This window comes from Cryobacterium sp. W22_MBD10_FK3 (assembly GCF_052113745.1).
Taxonomy (GTDB): Bacteria; Actinomycetota; Actinomycetes; order Actinomycetales; family Microbacteriaceae; genus Cryobacterium.
The window spans coordinates 97,510-111,220 of sequence record NZ_JBGQOH010000003.1; the positions used below are offsets into that span (position 1 = coordinate 97,510).

Below are 13,711 nucleotides of genomic sequence, written 5' to 3' on the forward strand. Positions count from 1 at the left end.
TCTACTTGACTGCTCCTGCGGTGATGCCCCTGGTGAGGGTGCGTTGGAAGATGAGGAAGAAGATCAGGGTGGGCAGAAGGCCCAGCAGCGCCGAGGCGCTCGTGGTGGTGACGTCCATCAGCCGGTCGCCCTGCAGCACCGCGATGGAGACCGGGACGGTCTGGCTCGCGTTGCTGACCAGGAAGGTCAGCGGGATGAGGAACTCGTTCCAGGTCCAGATGAAGAAGAAGATCACCAGCACGCTCAGGGTGGGTTTGGTGATCGGGTACACCACGCGCCAGAGCATCGTCCACTTGTTCGCGCCGTCCAGCGACGCCGCCTCGAGGATCTCCTTGGGGAAGGTGCCGAGCACGCTGGCGAGCAGGTAGGTGCCGAAGGCGCTCTGGATGACCACGAAGATGATGATCACGGCCCACTGGTTGTCGTACAGCCCCACGCTCTTGAACATGAAGTAGAGCGGGTAGAGCAGCACTTCCTGCGGCAGCATGTTGGCCAGCAGGATCAGCAGCACGATCCAGGTGCGTCCGCGCACCCGGCCGATGCCGAGCGCGAACGCGTTCAGCAGCGAGATCAGCACGGCCAGGACGGCGACGACGCTGGAGATGAAGAAGCTGTTCCACAGCTTCTCCGGGAAGTCCACGCGCTGCCAGAAGTTGATCATGCCATCGAAGTACAGGTCGGTGGGCAGGGTCAGCGGGCCGGCCGTGTTGTAGTCGGCGGGCGACTTGAACGAGTTGATCAGGATGAGGAAGAACGGCACGGCGATGAGCAGGCCGATCAGGATGGCGACCACGAGGATCATCCAGTCGCCGAGGGTCTTGCGGGTGGTGCTGCTGCGTCGCTTTCTGGGCTGGCGGGCCGGAGCGCCGGTGACGGGAGCCTGGGCTGCCTCGTCGAGGATGGTGGTGGTCATTAGCGTTCCTCTTCCTGGCGCTCGAGTCGGGTCTGGGCCATGAGGAAGACGACAGAGACGGCGGCGATGACGATGGTGAGTGCGGTGGCGATGGTGGCGCCGTAGCCCACCTGCTGGGACTGGAAGAACTCGCTGTACGCGTAGTAGGCCGGCACGATGGTGGAGGTGCCGGGGCCGCCGCCGGTGAGCGTGTAGATCGGGCCGAAGACCTTGAGGGCGGCGATCGTGCAGGTGAGGGTGACCACGAAGATCTCGGGCCGGATGATGCTAACCGTGATGGCGCGGAAGCGCTGGATCCAGTTGGCGCCGTCGAGTTCGGCGGCCTCGTAGAGTTCGGGGTCCACGCGTTGCAGCGCGGCCATGAAGATCACGATCGGGTAGCCGAGCTGCACCCAGATCATGATGACCATGATGCTGGGCAGGGCGGTGTCGGGGTTGCCGAGCCAGTTCTGGGCGAGGCCGCCCAGGCCGACGCCTTCGAGCACCTGGTTGAGGGCGCCGTTCTGCGGGCGCAGGATCCAGCCGATCACGATGGCGGCGACCACGCCGGGCAGGATCTGCGGCAGGTAGTAGGTGGCGCGCAGGAAGCTGGCGATCTTGCCGCCGAACTTCTTGCCGATCAGGTCGAACAGCATGGCGGCGAGCACGAGACCGAGCAGGGTGGGCACAACCACCATGGCGACGATCATGGCGATCGAGTTGCTGAACGAGGTCCAGAAGGTGGTGTCGCCGGCCAGCTTGACCCAGTTCTCCAGGCCCACCCACTCCGGCGGCTTGATGCCCCGGTAGTCGGTGAAGGTGAGATAGATGTTCCAGATCAGCGGAACGACGATGATGAGCGTGAGCAGCGCGAGGCCGGGCACGAGGTAGATCCAGAAGGTTCTGGGGTTGCTTCCCGGGATGAGGCTCAGCCTGGCGGGCGGTGTGCCGCCGGTCTTCCGAGCGACAACGGGCGCATCGGCTACAGATGCTTTCGTCATGCGATTTCCTTCTCTGCGAGTGGGGGCCAGGGGCCGCAGAGGGCCCCTGGCCGGATACTGCGAGTCGTGCTGGGTGAATCCGGCGGTGTTAGCCGACGATGTCGTCGACGCCGGACTGGTACTGACCGCCCAGCTGTTCGTTGACGTCAGCGGGTGACTTGGTGCCGTTGATGAGTTCCTGCAGGCCGGCGTTCAGTTCGTCGTAGAACGTGGCGGTGGGCCAGTCCGGGTAGAACGCGATGCCGTCCCGTTCGGTGAGGATGTTGAAGTTGCCGATCAGTTCCTGGCTCTTCGGGTCGGTGATGTCGGCGGTCTCGGCGGCGACGGGGATGCCGCCGTTGTTGCCGATCAGGGCCTGGATCTCGGGGCGCATCGTGATGTCGATGAACTCGTAGGCGAGCTCCTTGTTGGCGGCCTTCTCCGGAACGACCCACATGTTGCCGGCCGAGCCTGGCGACATCTCGGCCTCGGGGAAGAGGAAGGTGCCCCACTCGAAGCCGGTGGCCTCGGTGGTGAAGCGGTTGTGCCACCAGGAACCCGAGTAGAAGATCGGGTAAGTGCCGTTGATGAACGCGGTGCCGGCATCCTCTGCCTTGAAGCCGGTGGCGTCGGTGGAGATGTAGCCGGCGTCGGTCCAGTCCTTCACGGTCTCGGTCGCGTAGCTCAGCTCGGGGCCGCTCCAGTCGACGTCGCCGGTGTAGAGCTGGTAGTCGTCGACGAAGCTGCGGTCAGCCTTGGTGAGGGCGAGCTGGTACCAGAGCTGGCCGAGCGGGTACTCCGCGGCCGATTCGGCCAGCGGGGTGATGCCCTGGTCGGTGAACGCCTTCATGACGGTCTCCAGCTCGGCAACCGTGGTGGGCACCTCGAGGCCTGCGGCCGCGAACATGTCCTTGTTGTAGTACATCTCCACGAACTCGCCGTAGTTGGGCACACCGTAGAACGGCCCGGAGCCCATGATGCCGTCTTCGTCGTAACGCGCGGTGGTCTGCAGCGACGGGGCGAGGGCGTCGTCCCAGCCGAATTCGTCCACGGCCTCGTCGAGGTCGGTGAGCAGGCCCTGGCTGGCGAGCAGGCCGGCGGTGGCGTTGCCCTTGTTGTATTCGAGGATGTCGGGGGCTTCGTCGGAGTTGAGCACCTGGCTGGCGGTGGAGCGGATCTGCTCGAAGCTCTTCTCTTCGAATTCCACGGTGGCTCCGGTCTCTTCTTCGAAGACCTTGATGGCTTCCTCCCAGGCGATACCCATCGCGCTGGTCTCGCTCTCGAAGTGCCAGAGCTTGAGGGTGTTGGCGTCGGCCTCGGAGGCGCCGGCCGAGCATCCGCTGAGCAGGAGGGCGCTGACACCGAGGACGGCGACACCGGCGAGGGTTCTCTTGGTTTTCTTCACTGTTCTACTTCCTTGTAGGGATTGATCGGGCTGTGTACTGCGGGGGGGGGTGAAGCGAGTCAGAATCGAAACGTTTCGATGGTGCGGATGCGAAAAAACTGACCTTTCGGGGGCGACTAGGGGCGGGGGCGGGCGGAGGTCGAGCCGAGCTCGACGTACGTCGGTTCGATGAACTCGACGTGGGGCTCGGCGCCGCCGGCCAGCTGGGCCATCGTGAGCTCGATTGCGCGAGTGCAGGATTGGTCAGCGGGCAGCGGGATCACGTCGAGCGGCGGGTTGAGGTGGTCGGTGGCGAAACTGGAGCAGGCCGAAATGACCGAGAGGTCGTTCGGCACGCTGATGCCGCGCTGGCTGAGCAGCTCGAGCACCATGGACTGGACGGGCTCGTTGCAGTGCAGCACCAGACCGGTCATGGCGGGGAGGGAGGCGGTCAGGCCCTCGAAGGCGGCCCTGACGCCGGCCGATTCCTCGGGCGCGGGGGTGAACGCCACGGTTGCGCCCAGGCGGGCGGCCTCGGCCAGGAACGCGTCCCGGAAGCGGGGCGGGAAGTTCGAGCCGCGCTCGTACACCAGCGGCGCCTGACCGATCAGGCCGATCTCGCGGTGACCGAGGTCGACCAGGCGGCGCACCGCCAGCACAGCGGCCTCTTCGAAGTCGAGGTCGACGCAGGTGAGCCCGTCGGTGTCGTTGGGGATGCCGATCACCGTGGCGGGCAGGCCGAGCACCCGCACCAGGTCGGTGCGAGGGTCTGCGGTGGAGACGTCCAGCAGCACGATGCCATCGACGAGCGAGCTGCGCGCGACCCTGCGGAGGCCGCTGGTGGCCTCGTCCTGGGTGAGCAGGAGCACGTCGTAGTCGTACGTGCGGGCGGCCGTGACCACCGCGAGCACGAAGGCCATGTGCGCGGGGGCGTGGGTGCCGGCGTGCAGCGGGGCGCTCAGCGCCAGGATCTGGGTGCGGGCGCCCTTGAGCATCCGCGCTCCGGCGTTGGCCCGGTAGTCGAGTTCGAGAACGGCCTTGTCGATGCGTTGCTTGGTGGATGCCGCGATCGAGCGCTTGCCGCTGAGGGCATAGGAGACCGTGCTGATCGACACTCCAGCGACGCGTGCCACGTCGTGAATGTTGGCCATCGGGACTCCATCGTCGGTCGGGATTGTCGGTTGGTGCGTCGGTCGGTGTCGGGGCCTGGCTCTCGGGCATGTCCCCCGGGTGCCGTCGAAGCTAAACGTTTCGACTGGCCTGCAGGGAGCTTACGACAGGTATCCTCACTTCCGCAACTGATTTGTGGTGATTGACGACAAATCGGCTGGGCGTCCGGGCGGCGTGCCCACCAGCTGGTGCCGAATCGCACACTTGCGCCGGTGCGCCGGCCGCAGGTCTCCGTGTCGGGAACAGTTGTGGGCAGGGGCAGGGTGGGGGCGGGCGGCTAGCGGTGGGCGGCGCGGCCGCGCACGAAACCGGCCGGGTCATCCAGCATGTCGGCGAAGGCCAGCTCGGCGGCGCCCACCATCAGCAGGCGCGAGCCGAGGCTCGCCCGTTCGATGGCCACGGTGTGGCCGATGCTGCTCATCGAGCGCACGATCATCGCGGCGGTGAGCTGCTCCCGGCCCACCGACAGCAGTGAACCGAGGAACCCGCCGAGCACCACCATCTCGGGGTCGAACAGGTTCACGAAGTTGGAGATGGCCTCGGAGAGCAGCTCGATCTGGCGGCGCACCTCGGCCAGTACGGCCGGATCGCGGGAGACGCCGAGCGCAATGTCGAGATCGTCCTGGTCGGCGCGGGGCAGCTTCAGCACCGCCAGCAGGCGGGCCATGCTCACCTCGGTCTCGAGACAGCCGATCCGGCCGCAGTGGCAGCGCACCCCGGCGCTGTTCACCAGGGTGTGGCCCAGCTCCCCCGCATAACCGCTGGTGCCGCGTAACGGCGAGCCGCCGATGATCAGGCCGCCGCCGATGCCGCTGGCGCTGCCATTGAGGTAGACGAGGTCGTCGATGCCGCGGGCGGCGCCGAACATGCTCTCGGCGATCGCGCCGAGGCTGGCGTCGTTGCCGGCGAAGACCGGGTACTCCAGCACCCGGGCCAGGTCGCGGGCCAGGTCGGCGTCGCGCCAGCCCAGGTGCGGGGCCAGCAGCACCCTGCCGTCCTCCGAGTTCACCAGGGCCGGCACCGCCAGGCCCACGCCGGTGATGCTGTAGCTCTGGTCGATCTCACCGCGCATGCCGTCGACGATGGCCTTGATCGCATTGATGGCCTCCGCCACCGTGGGCACCCGGGTGGTGTCGAACCGGATGCGCCGAATCACCTCGCCACCCAGGCCCACGAGCCCCACGGTGATGGCGTCGACGTCGGGGTTCACCGCGATCGCGGCCAACCCCGGGTTGGGCACCACCTGGGGGCTGGGCCGGCCCACTCGGCCCACCACGTTCTCCGGCTCCACCTCGAAGGCCATCCCCAGGTCGACGAGCTCGGCCACGAGGGCCGCGATCGTCGACCGGTTCAGCCCGGTCTGCTTGGTGAGGTCGGCCCGGGAACAGCCGCCGGCGTGGTGCAGCATCGTCATGACCATCGACAGGTTGTACCTGCGCAGCTGGTCATTGCTGGTGCCGCCCCGAACCCCCAGGGTGGGTGGCGCTTGGCTCACGGGTGGGTCACGGTCCTCTCGGGTGCGGTGCCCGACGATTCGTCGGGGGCGTCAGTGTTATCGTCCTCCAGCGCGCCGCTTGTTGAAGATATCAAACGCCACGGCGAGCAGGAGCACCAGCCCCTTGATCGTCATCTGCCAGGCGGCATCCACCGAGAGGATCGACAGGCCCATGTTGAGCACGCCCATCACCAGGCCACCGACCACGGCGCCGACGACGGTGCCGACGCCACCCTGCACGGCCGCGCCACCGATGAAGACGGCCGCGATCGCGTCGAGCTCGTAGTTCTGCCCGGCCGAGGCCACAGCACCACCGGCGCGAGCGGTCGAGACCACACCGGCCAGACCGGCCAGCACACCCATGTTCACAAAGATGTAGAAGTTGACCCACTTGGTCTTCACGCCGCTCATCACGGCGGCGAAGAGGTTGCCACCCATGGCGTAGACGTGGCGGCCGAACACCGTGCGGTTGAGCACGAAGTTGTAGATCAGGATGAGCGCGGCGAGCACGATCAGGATGATCGGGGTGCCGCTGTAGTCGCTGAGCAGCCAGGCGAACCAGATGATCGCGATCGCGGCGATGCCGTTCTTGGTCCACATCGACGCGATCGGCTCGCGCGGCAGGTCGAGCCTGGACAGGGTGGCCCGGGTGCGCAGCTGGAAGACGATCAGGGCCACGGCGGTCAGCACGCCCAGGGCCAGGGTGAGCACGTCGCGCCCGCCCAGTTCGCCCAGGTACGAGGGCAGCCAACCGGCGCCGATGGCGGTGAACTCGGCCGGCAGGCCGCTGATGGTGCCGCCGGTGAGCAGCACCAGGGTGAGGCCGCGGAAGATGAGCATGCCGGCCAGGGTGACGATGAACGCCGGGATGCCCACGAAGGCCACCCAGTAGCCCTGCCAGGCGCCGACCAGGGCGCCGACCAGCAGTGACACGATGACCGCGCCCCACCAGGGCAGGCCCCAGTTGTTCATGCTGATCGCCGCGACGGCGCCCACCATGGCCACGACCGATCCCACCGACAGGTCGATGTGACCGGCGATGATCACGATGACCATGCCGATCGCGAGGATCAGCACGTACGCGTTCTGCTGGATGAGGTTGTTCACGTTGCCGGGCAGCAGGAGACGCCCGTCGGTGAGGATCTGGAACAGGATGACGATCACGGCGAGGGCCGCCACGATGCCGTACTGGCGAAGGTTGATCGAGAGCTTGGGGATGCGACGCCTCACGGGGGGTTCGGTGGGCGCTTTGCTCGCTGGCGTGGTGATGGTCATCGCGCTCAGTCCTTTCCTGCGGTCATGTAGTGCATGAGGGTTTCCTGCGAGGCGTCGGCCTTGGCGACCTCACCGGTGAGTTTTCCTTCCGAGATCGCGTAGATGCGATCGCAGATGCCGATCAGCTCGGGCAGTTCGGAGGAGATCACGATGACCGCCTTGCCCTGAGCCGCGAGTTCGTTGATGATTCCGTAGATTTCATACTTGGCGCCCACGTCGATGCCGCGGGTGGGTTCGTCGAGGATGAGCACGTCGGGGCCGGAGAAGATCCACTTCGACAGCACGACCTTCTGCTGGTTGCCGCCGGAGAGCTTGCCGGTGATCGACGCGACCGACGGGGCCTTGATGTTCATCTTCTGCCGGTAGGAGTCGGCGACCTTGTACTCCCGGTGCTTGTCGATCACGCCGTACTTGGCCAGCTTGGCCAACGCCGCGGCCGAGACGTTCACCGTGATGTCGCCGATCAGGTTGAGGCCGTAGCGTTTGCGGTCCTCGGTGGCGTAGGCGAAGCCGTGCTCGATCGCCTCCCCCACGGTGCGCATCTGGATCTCTTTGTCGTCTTTGAAGACGGTGCCGGAGATGTTGGTGCCATAGGAGTGGCCGAACAGGCTCATCGCCAGTTCGGTGCGGCCGGCGCCCATGAGCCCGGCGAAACCGACGATCTCGCCGGCCTTGACGGTGAAGGATGCGCCGTCGACGACCTTGCGGGCCACGTCGACGGGGTGGTGCACCGTCCAGTTCTCCACGCGCAGCACCTCCTTGCCGATTGCGGGCTCCCGCGGCGGGAAGAGGTTGTTCAGGTCGCGGCCGACCATGGCGCGGATGATGTGCGCCTCGGTGGCATCCGGACCGTTCATGTCGATGGTCTCGATGGTCTTGCCGTCCCGGATCACCGTGACGGTGTCGGCGATGCGCTTAATCTCCTTGAGCTTGTGGGAGATGATGATGCAGGTGATGCCCTGCGTGCGCAGATGGTCGATCAGGCCCAGCAGGTGGGTGGAGTCCTCATCGTTCAGGGCGGCGGTGGGCTCGTCCAGGATGAGCAACTTGACCCGCTTGGACAGCGCCTTGGCGATCTCGACGAGCTGCTGCTTGCCCACACCGAGTTCGAGGATCTTCGTGGCCGGGTTCTCGTCGAGGCCGACCCTGGCCAGGAGCAGTGCGGCGTCGCGGTTGGTCTTGTTCCAGTCGATCACCCCGCGGGTGGCGTTCTCATTGCCGAGGAAGATGTTCTCGGCGATCGACAGGTACGGGCTCAGCGCGAGTTCCTGGTGGATGATGACGATGCCGTCGTGCTCGCTGTCGTTGATGGTCTTGTAGGCCACCTCGTGGTTCTCGAACTCGATGCTGCCGTCGAAACTGCCGACCGGGTAGACCCCGCTGAGAACCTTCATCAGCGTGGACTTGCCCGCGCCGTTCTCCCCGCAGATGCCGTGCACCTGCCCCCTCGTGACCTCGAGGGATACCCCGTCGAGGGCCTTCACCCCGTTGAAGTCCTTCACGATGTTGTTCATCCTGAGGATGATCGAATGCTCCACTGCGCTCTCCTGTTTTGCTGGGTGGACCGGGCACCCGGTTTCCCGGGTGCCCGTCTAAGCGACCGGCCTGCTCCGGACGAGCAGGCCGACTGAGAACGGCTCGTTAGAGTCCGACGTCCGCTGCCTTGATGAAGCCGGAGTCGATGAGCTTGGTCTGCACATCGTCCTTGACAACGACCTCGGGGTCGAGCAGGAACGACGGGACGACCTTCTCGCCGTTGTCGTAGGTCTTCGTGTCGTTCACGGTGACCTCGTCGCCGGCAACGATCTCCTGGATCATGTCGAATACCTGCTTGCCGAGCGTGCGGGTGTCCTTCCAGACCGTCATGGACTGCTCGCCGTCGAGGATCGCCTTGACGTTGGCCTTGTCGGCGTCCTGTCCGGTGATCAGCGGGTAGTCGGCGCCGGGTGCGTATCCGGCTGACTTCAGCGAGGCCTCGATGCCGATGGCCAGGCTGTCGTTCGGGGAGAGCACCACGTCGACCTTGTCGCCGCCGGTGTAGAAGGACGACAGGCGGTTGTCCATTTCGGACTGCGCCTTGTCGCTGGCCCAGCCCTGGATGCCGATCGAGGCCCAGTCGTCGTTGGACGCGGGCGACTGGCCACTCGGAACAACGAGGACGCCGCTCTCCACGTAGGGAAGCAGAACGTCCCAGGCGCCGGAGAAGAAGAACTTGGCGTTGTTGTCGTCGGGGCTGCCGGCGAACGGTTCGATCGAGATCGGCCCGGTCGCGTTGGCCAGGTCGAGCTGGGTCTCGATGAACTCGCCCTGGAGCTGGCCCACCTTGTAGTTGTCGAACGTCGCGTAGTAGTCGACATCCGGGGTGCCGTTGATCAGGCGGTCGTAGGCGATGACGGTGGCGTCCTGCTTCTTGGCCTCGGCGAGAACCGGTGCGAGCACCTGTCCGTCGACTGCGGCCACGACGAGGATGTTCGATCCGCCGGCGACCTGGTTCTGGATCTGGCTGATCTGCTGGTCGGTCTTGTTGTCGGCGTACTGCAGGTCGACGGTGCAGCCGGCCTCCTCGAGCAGCGACTTGAGCTGCTCGCCGTCGTTGATCCAGCGTTCCAGGGAACGGGTGGGCATGGACACACCGACGTTGCAGTCGCCGCCGGCGGCTGCCTCGCCGCCTCCGGTCGATCCGCTGTCGCTGGCGCAGGACGCGAGCGACAGGGCGAAGACGCCTGCGGCCGCGAGGGCGAGAATTTTCTTGGTCTTGGACATTTTTGGAGCTTTCCTCTCTGAGAGCTGCCAGTCACCGCAGTCCCCGGTAAGCCGGTGGACTGCCAGAGGAGGAAAACTTGTCACCCGCTCTCCCCGCAGTGGGCGAGCGCGCGTCAGGGTTACCTCCTTGTAACGGGACATCGCTGTGATTGACCCACCGCACAAATGCGGCCTTTGTTGACGGACAGAACTTATCTCAGCCTGGAACGGTTTCGCAAGTGGCAATTCCGAAATGGCCGCGTTCGGGGGGTCGTCATCTCGGCAAACCGGTGAATTCAACGAATTTGTGGGGCAAAACGTCGAAACCGCTCCCGCCGCCGACGCCGTGCGGAGCGGCCAGGACGACGGTTGCGGCAATAAGTTGTGGCCGGGTGTTTTGCACCGCCGCCAATCCCCAACTGTACGAACCGGGTCGTCTCGTGTAATATGTTGGTAATTGCAACAAATCGCCAACGAAGCTGAATCGGAGCACTATTCATGTCCCTTATCCCCACCCCCGCCGACAAGTTCTCGTTCGGCCTCTGGACCATCGGCTACAACGGGTCCGACCCGTTCGGCGGACCGACCCGTCCGCACCTCGACACCGTCGAAGCCGTCACCAAGCTCGCCGAACTCGGCGCATACGGCCTGACCTTCCATGACGACGACCTCTTCGCCTTCGGCTCCACGGATGCCGCCCGCCAGACGGAGATCGACCGCCTCAAGCAGGTTCTCGCCGACACCGGCGTCATCGTGCCGATGATCACCACCAACCTCTTCAGTGCCCCGGTGTTCAAGGACGGCGGCTTCACCTCGAACGACCGCGCCGTACGCCGGTTCGCCCTCCGCAAGGTGATGCGCAACCTCGACCTCGCCGCCGAGCTCGGTGCCAAGACCTTCGTGATGTGGGGCGGCCGCGAGGGCGCCGAGTACGACGCCGCCAAGGACATCCGCTCGGCCCTCGACCGCTACCGCGAGGCCGTCAACCTGCTCGGCGACTACGTCACCGACAAGGGCTACGACATCCGCTTCGCCATCGAGCCCAAGCCCAACGAACCGCGCGGCGACATCCTGCTGCCCACGGTCGGTCACGCCATGGCGTTCATCACCACCCTCGAGCGCCCCGAACTGGTCGGCGTCAACCCCGAGGTGGGCCACGAGCAGATGGCCGGGCTCAACTTCACCGCCGGCATCGCCCAGGCGCTCTACCAGGGCAAGCTGTTCCACATCGACCTCAACGGCCAGCGCGGCATCAAGTACGACCAGGACCTGGTCTTCGGGCACGGCGACCTGCAGAACGCGTTCTCGCTCGTGGACCTGCTCGAAAACGGCGGCCCGAACGGCGGCCCGTCCTACGACGGCCCCCGTCACTTCGACTACAAGCCGAGCCGCACCGAGGACATCACGGGTGTCTGGGACTCCGCAGCCGCGAACATGCGCACCTACCTGCTGCTCAAGGAGCGTGCCGCGGCCTTCCGCGCCGACCCCGAGGTGCAGGAGCAGCTGGCCGCGTCGCGCGTGCCGGAACTGAGCGAGACCACCCTGGCCGCCGGCGAGAGCTACGACGACTTCCTCGCCGACAAGAGCGCCTACGAGGACTTCGCCCCCGAGGAGTACTTCGGCGGCAAGGGCTTCGGCTTCGTTCGCCTGCAGCAGCTGGCCCTCGAGCACCTGCTCGGCGCCCGCTAGGCACCACAGCCTCAACCCGCTCCACCAGCACCATCCGCCCCGGCCAGGTCCTCCTGGCCGGGGTTTTGTGCGCCCGGTGGGGTGGCGTCCGGTGGGGTGGCATCCGGCCGGGTGGCATCCGGTCGGATGGCATCCGGTCGGATGGCATCCGGGCGGGTGGCATCGGGTGGTGTGCTCGAGGCGGAGCTGCGCGAGTGCGGCGGAGCTATGCGGGTGCGGCGCCGCTCTGCGGGTGGCGCGCCACACGCCCACCGGCGCCTGACCCGCGCGCCGAGCTATGCGGGGCACACGCCGCTATGCGGGGCACACGCCGCCATGCGGGTCCGGCGGAGCTATGCGGGGCACACGCCGCTCTGCGGGTGGCGCGCCACACGCCCACCGGCGCCTGACCCGCGCGCCGAGCTCAGGCGGCGTCGACGCCGATGTCGGATGACGGCGCGATCGCGTCCAGCTCGGCCCAGACGGCATCCGGCACGTGGATCTGGGCGTGCGCGACGGTCTCATCGAAGCGCTCCCGGGTGCGCAGCCCCACCACTGTGGTGTCGATGAGTGGATGCCGCAGGCTGAATTGCAGGGCCAGCGCGGCGAGCGGGATCCCGGCCTCTGCCGCGATCCGGCTGGCGGCGTCGACGGCGGTCTGGGTTTGCGGCCGGATCGGCCCGTAGGCGTAGGTTCCGGCGAAACGCGGGTCGCCGGTGAGGATGCCGGCGCCGAACGGGGCTGCGTTCTGCACGATCATCCGTCGGTCACGGGCCGCCTGGTAGAGGCTCGTCGCGGACCGGTCGACCAGCGTGAAGCGGTTGTGGTTGATCAGCACGTCGAAGATGCCGGTGTCCACGAATTGGCGCATCATCGAGACCGGCCCGCCCGAGATGCCGATGGCCCCCGCCACACCGCGATCCCGCATCGCGACGAGGGCGTCCACGGCGCCGCCCGGCCGCATCACACTCTCGAAGCCGACGTTCTCCGGATCGTGCAGAAAGAGCACGTCGACGCGGGGAAGGCCCAGCCGGTCCAGGGACTGCTGGAGGGATCGCTCCATCTGGCTTGCCGAGAAGTCGTTGGTGGCCAGGTCACGGTCGAGCTTGGTCTGCACGATCAGGCCCGCACCGACGGTGCCGGCCAGGGCTCGCCCGATCACCTCTTCGGAGTGCGAATCGCCGTAGATGTTGGATGAGTCGATGACGTTGGTGCCGAGCCGACCGGCAGCCCAGTCGGCGGCGAGCGCTGCCGTGGCGTCGTTGTCGACCGTGCTCCGCGGCGACCAGCCGGAGGTGCCGAGGGTGAGCGGGGAGAGCGGGAGCGCCAGAGCGCCGGCGGGCCGGGGGTCGAGGGAGATCATCCTGCGAGGCTAGTACGCCGGGCCGACCCGCCGCCAACGCCCGTCGGCGGCCGGCAGCGGGTACCGAGCGCCTACGGCTCGGGGTGACCGCTGCTCTCGATCGACTTGGTCACCGCGGCGAGCAGGTCGACGACGCGTTCCGAGTCCCGGATGGTCAGTCCGGACACAATCTGGCTGAGGTCGGACCGGCTGTCGTCCAGGGCGTGGCTGACCGCGGTCGCGGCCTCGTCGCTGAGGTGCAGGAGCTTGCCGCGGCCGTCTTTGGGATTGATCGTTCGGGTGAGGTAGCCGCGCTCCACCAGGTGAGAGAGGATCACCGACGTGGCGCCGCTTGTCACGCCGAGGTTGCGGGTCACATCCAGCGCCCGCACGTCCTGCCCGAGAGTCTCGAGTCGGTAGATGTACTGCATGGCGCAGAGCTCGTTGGAGCGCAGCCGCAGTCGGTCGCGCAACCGGGTCTGGTAGAGCGCCTCGGCGTTCTGCAGCAGGTAGAACGCATCGACGACGCCGTTGGATACGGCGGCGACCGTCGCGACGGCGGCGACAGCGGCGACCGGGCCGTCGTCGGCGAGGTCGGGATCTCTGATGCTCATGGGGACCTTTCGAGTGGGTCCGCGAGCATCCGAAATGAACGGTGAACATCCGCAGGTACCCATCGAAGCACACTGCGGCTCTCCCCGTCGCCCGGCGGAGATCACGGTTGCGTGCTCGATCGCCCGGCGGCGGGCACGGCGGGCCTCGC

General features: G+C 66.7%; 11 protein-coding genes. 1 reads left to right on the forward strand and 10 read right to left on the reverse strand.

Annotated features, from left to right (window positions below):
• Position 1: 1 nt before the first annotated feature.
• From ACEN2M_RS05080 to chvE, 8 genes are all read right to left on the reverse strand, one after another.
• Positions 2 to 913, reverse strand: coding sequence for a carbohydrate ABC transporter permease (locus ACEN2M_RS05080; RefSeq protein WP_441647052.1), 912 nt, complete (start codon positions 911 to 913; stop codon positions 2 to 4).
• The gene (locus ACEN2M_RS05085; protein ID WP_441647053.1) at positions 913 to 1,893 is read right to left on the reverse strand and encodes a carbohydrate ABC transporter permease; all 981 of its coding nucleotides are present in this window, start codon (positions 1,891 to 1,893) and stop codon (positions 913 to 915) included. Before ACEN2M_RS05085 ends, ACEN2M_RS05080 begins: the two co-directional genes overlap by 1 nt.
• 88 nt (positions 1,894 to 1,981) lie before the next feature.
• A complete protein-coding gene (locus tag ACEN2M_RS05090; RefSeq protein ID WP_441647054.1) occupies positions 1,982 to 3,277 on the reverse strand; it encodes an ABC transporter substrate-binding protein in 1,296 nt (431 codons plus the stop codon).
• Between the two features lie 116 nt (positions 3,278 to 3,393).
• On the reverse strand, positions 3,394 to 4,407 hold the full coding sequence (locus tag ACEN2M_RS05095; protein ID WP_441647055.1) for a LacI family DNA-binding transcriptional regulator: 1,014 nt from the start codon (positions 4,405 to 4,407) through the stop codon (positions 3,394 to 3,396).
• Between the two features lie 296 nt (positions 4,408 to 4,703).
• Positions 4,704 to 5,921 carry an ROK family protein gene (locus ACEN2M_RS05100; protein WP_441647056.1) on the reverse strand — a complete coding sequence of 406 codons (1,218 nt, stop codon included), beginning with the start codon at positions 5,919 to 5,921 and terminating at the stop codon, positions 4,704 to 4,706.
• 57 nt (positions 5,922 to 5,978) lie between these two features.
• Positions 5,979 to 7,205, reverse strand: a complete 1,227-nt coding sequence (gene mmsB, locus ACEN2M_RS05105) for a multiple monosaccharide ABC transporter permease (protein WP_441647194.1) — start codon at positions 7,203 to 7,205, stop codon at positions 5,979 to 5,981.
• A complete protein-coding gene (mmsA, locus tag ACEN2M_RS05110; protein WP_441647195.1) occupies positions 7,202 to 8,710 on the reverse strand; it encodes a multiple monosaccharide ABC transporter ATP-binding protein in 1,509 nt (502 codons plus the stop codon). Before mmsA ends, mmsB begins: the two co-directional genes overlap by 4 nt.
• Positions 8,711 to 8,837: 127 nt before the next feature.
• Positions 8,838 to 9,959, reverse strand: a complete 1,122-nt coding sequence (chvE, locus tag ACEN2M_RS05115) for a multiple monosaccharide ABC transporter substrate-binding protein (RefSeq protein ID WP_441647057.1) — start codon at positions 9,957 to 9,959, stop codon at positions 8,838 to 8,840.
• Positions 9,960 to 10,436: 477 nt separating this feature from the next.
• On the opposite strand from chvE, the gene xylA reads away from it, so the two are divergent.
• Positions 10,437 to 11,627: a xylose isomerase gene (xylA, locus tag ACEN2M_RS05120; RefSeq protein WP_441647058.1), complete on the forward strand. Its 1,191-nt coding sequence runs from the start codon at positions 10,437 to 10,439 to the stop codon at positions 11,625 to 11,627.
• 403 nt (positions 11,628 to 12,030) lie between these two features.
• Here xylA and ACEN2M_RS05125 read toward each other — a convergent pair whose 3' ends face one another.
• The gene (locus ACEN2M_RS05125; protein WP_441647059.1) at positions 12,031 to 12,969 is read right to left on the reverse strand and encodes an aldo/keto reductase; all 939 of its coding nucleotides are present in this window, start codon (positions 12,967 to 12,969) and stop codon (positions 12,031 to 12,033) included.
• Between the two features lie 71 nt (positions 12,970 to 13,040).
• Positions 13,041 to 13,562 carry a MarR family winged helix-turn-helix transcriptional regulator gene (locus ACEN2M_RS05130; RefSeq protein ID WP_441647060.1) on the reverse strand — a complete coding sequence of 174 codons (522 nt, stop codon included), beginning with the start codon at positions 13,560 to 13,562 and terminating at the stop codon, positions 13,041 to 13,043.
• Positions 13,563 to 13,711 lie beyond the last annotated feature (149 nt).

Excerpts from the sequence above, each read along its gene's own strand:
- ACEN2M_RS05080 (WP_441647052.1), bottom strand. The coding sequence starts at position 913 with ATGACCACCACCATCCTCGACGAGGCAGCCCAGGCTCCCGTCACCGGC.
- ACEN2M_RS05085 (WP_441647053.1), bottom strand. The coding sequence starts at position 1,893 with ATGACGAAAGCATCTGTAGCCGATGCGCCCGTTGTCGCTCGGAAGACC.
- ACEN2M_RS05095 (WP_441647055.1), bottom strand. The coding sequence starts at position 4,407 with ATGGCCAACATTCACGACGTGGCACGCGTCGCTGGAGTGTCGATCAGC.
- mmsA (WP_441647195.1), bottom strand. The coding sequence starts at position 8,710 with ATGAACAACATCGTGAAGGACTTCAACGGGGTGAAGGCCCTCGACGGG.
- chvE (WP_441647057.1), bottom strand. The coding sequence starts at position 9,959 with ATGTCCAAGACCAAGAAAATTCTCGCCCTCGCGGCCGCAGGCGTCTTC.
- xylA (WP_441647058.1), top strand. The coding sequence starts at position 10,437 with ATGTCCCTTATCCCCACCCCCGCCGACAAGTTCTCGTTCGGCCTCTGG.
- ACEN2M_RS05125 (WP_441647059.1), bottom strand. The coding sequence starts at position 12,969 with ATGATCTCCCTCGACCCCCGGCCCGCCGGCGCTCTGGCGCTCCCGCTC.
- ACEN2M_RS05130 (WP_441647060.1), bottom strand. The coding sequence starts at position 13,562 with ATGAGCATCAGAGATCCCGACCTCGCCGACGACGGCCCGGTCGCCGCT.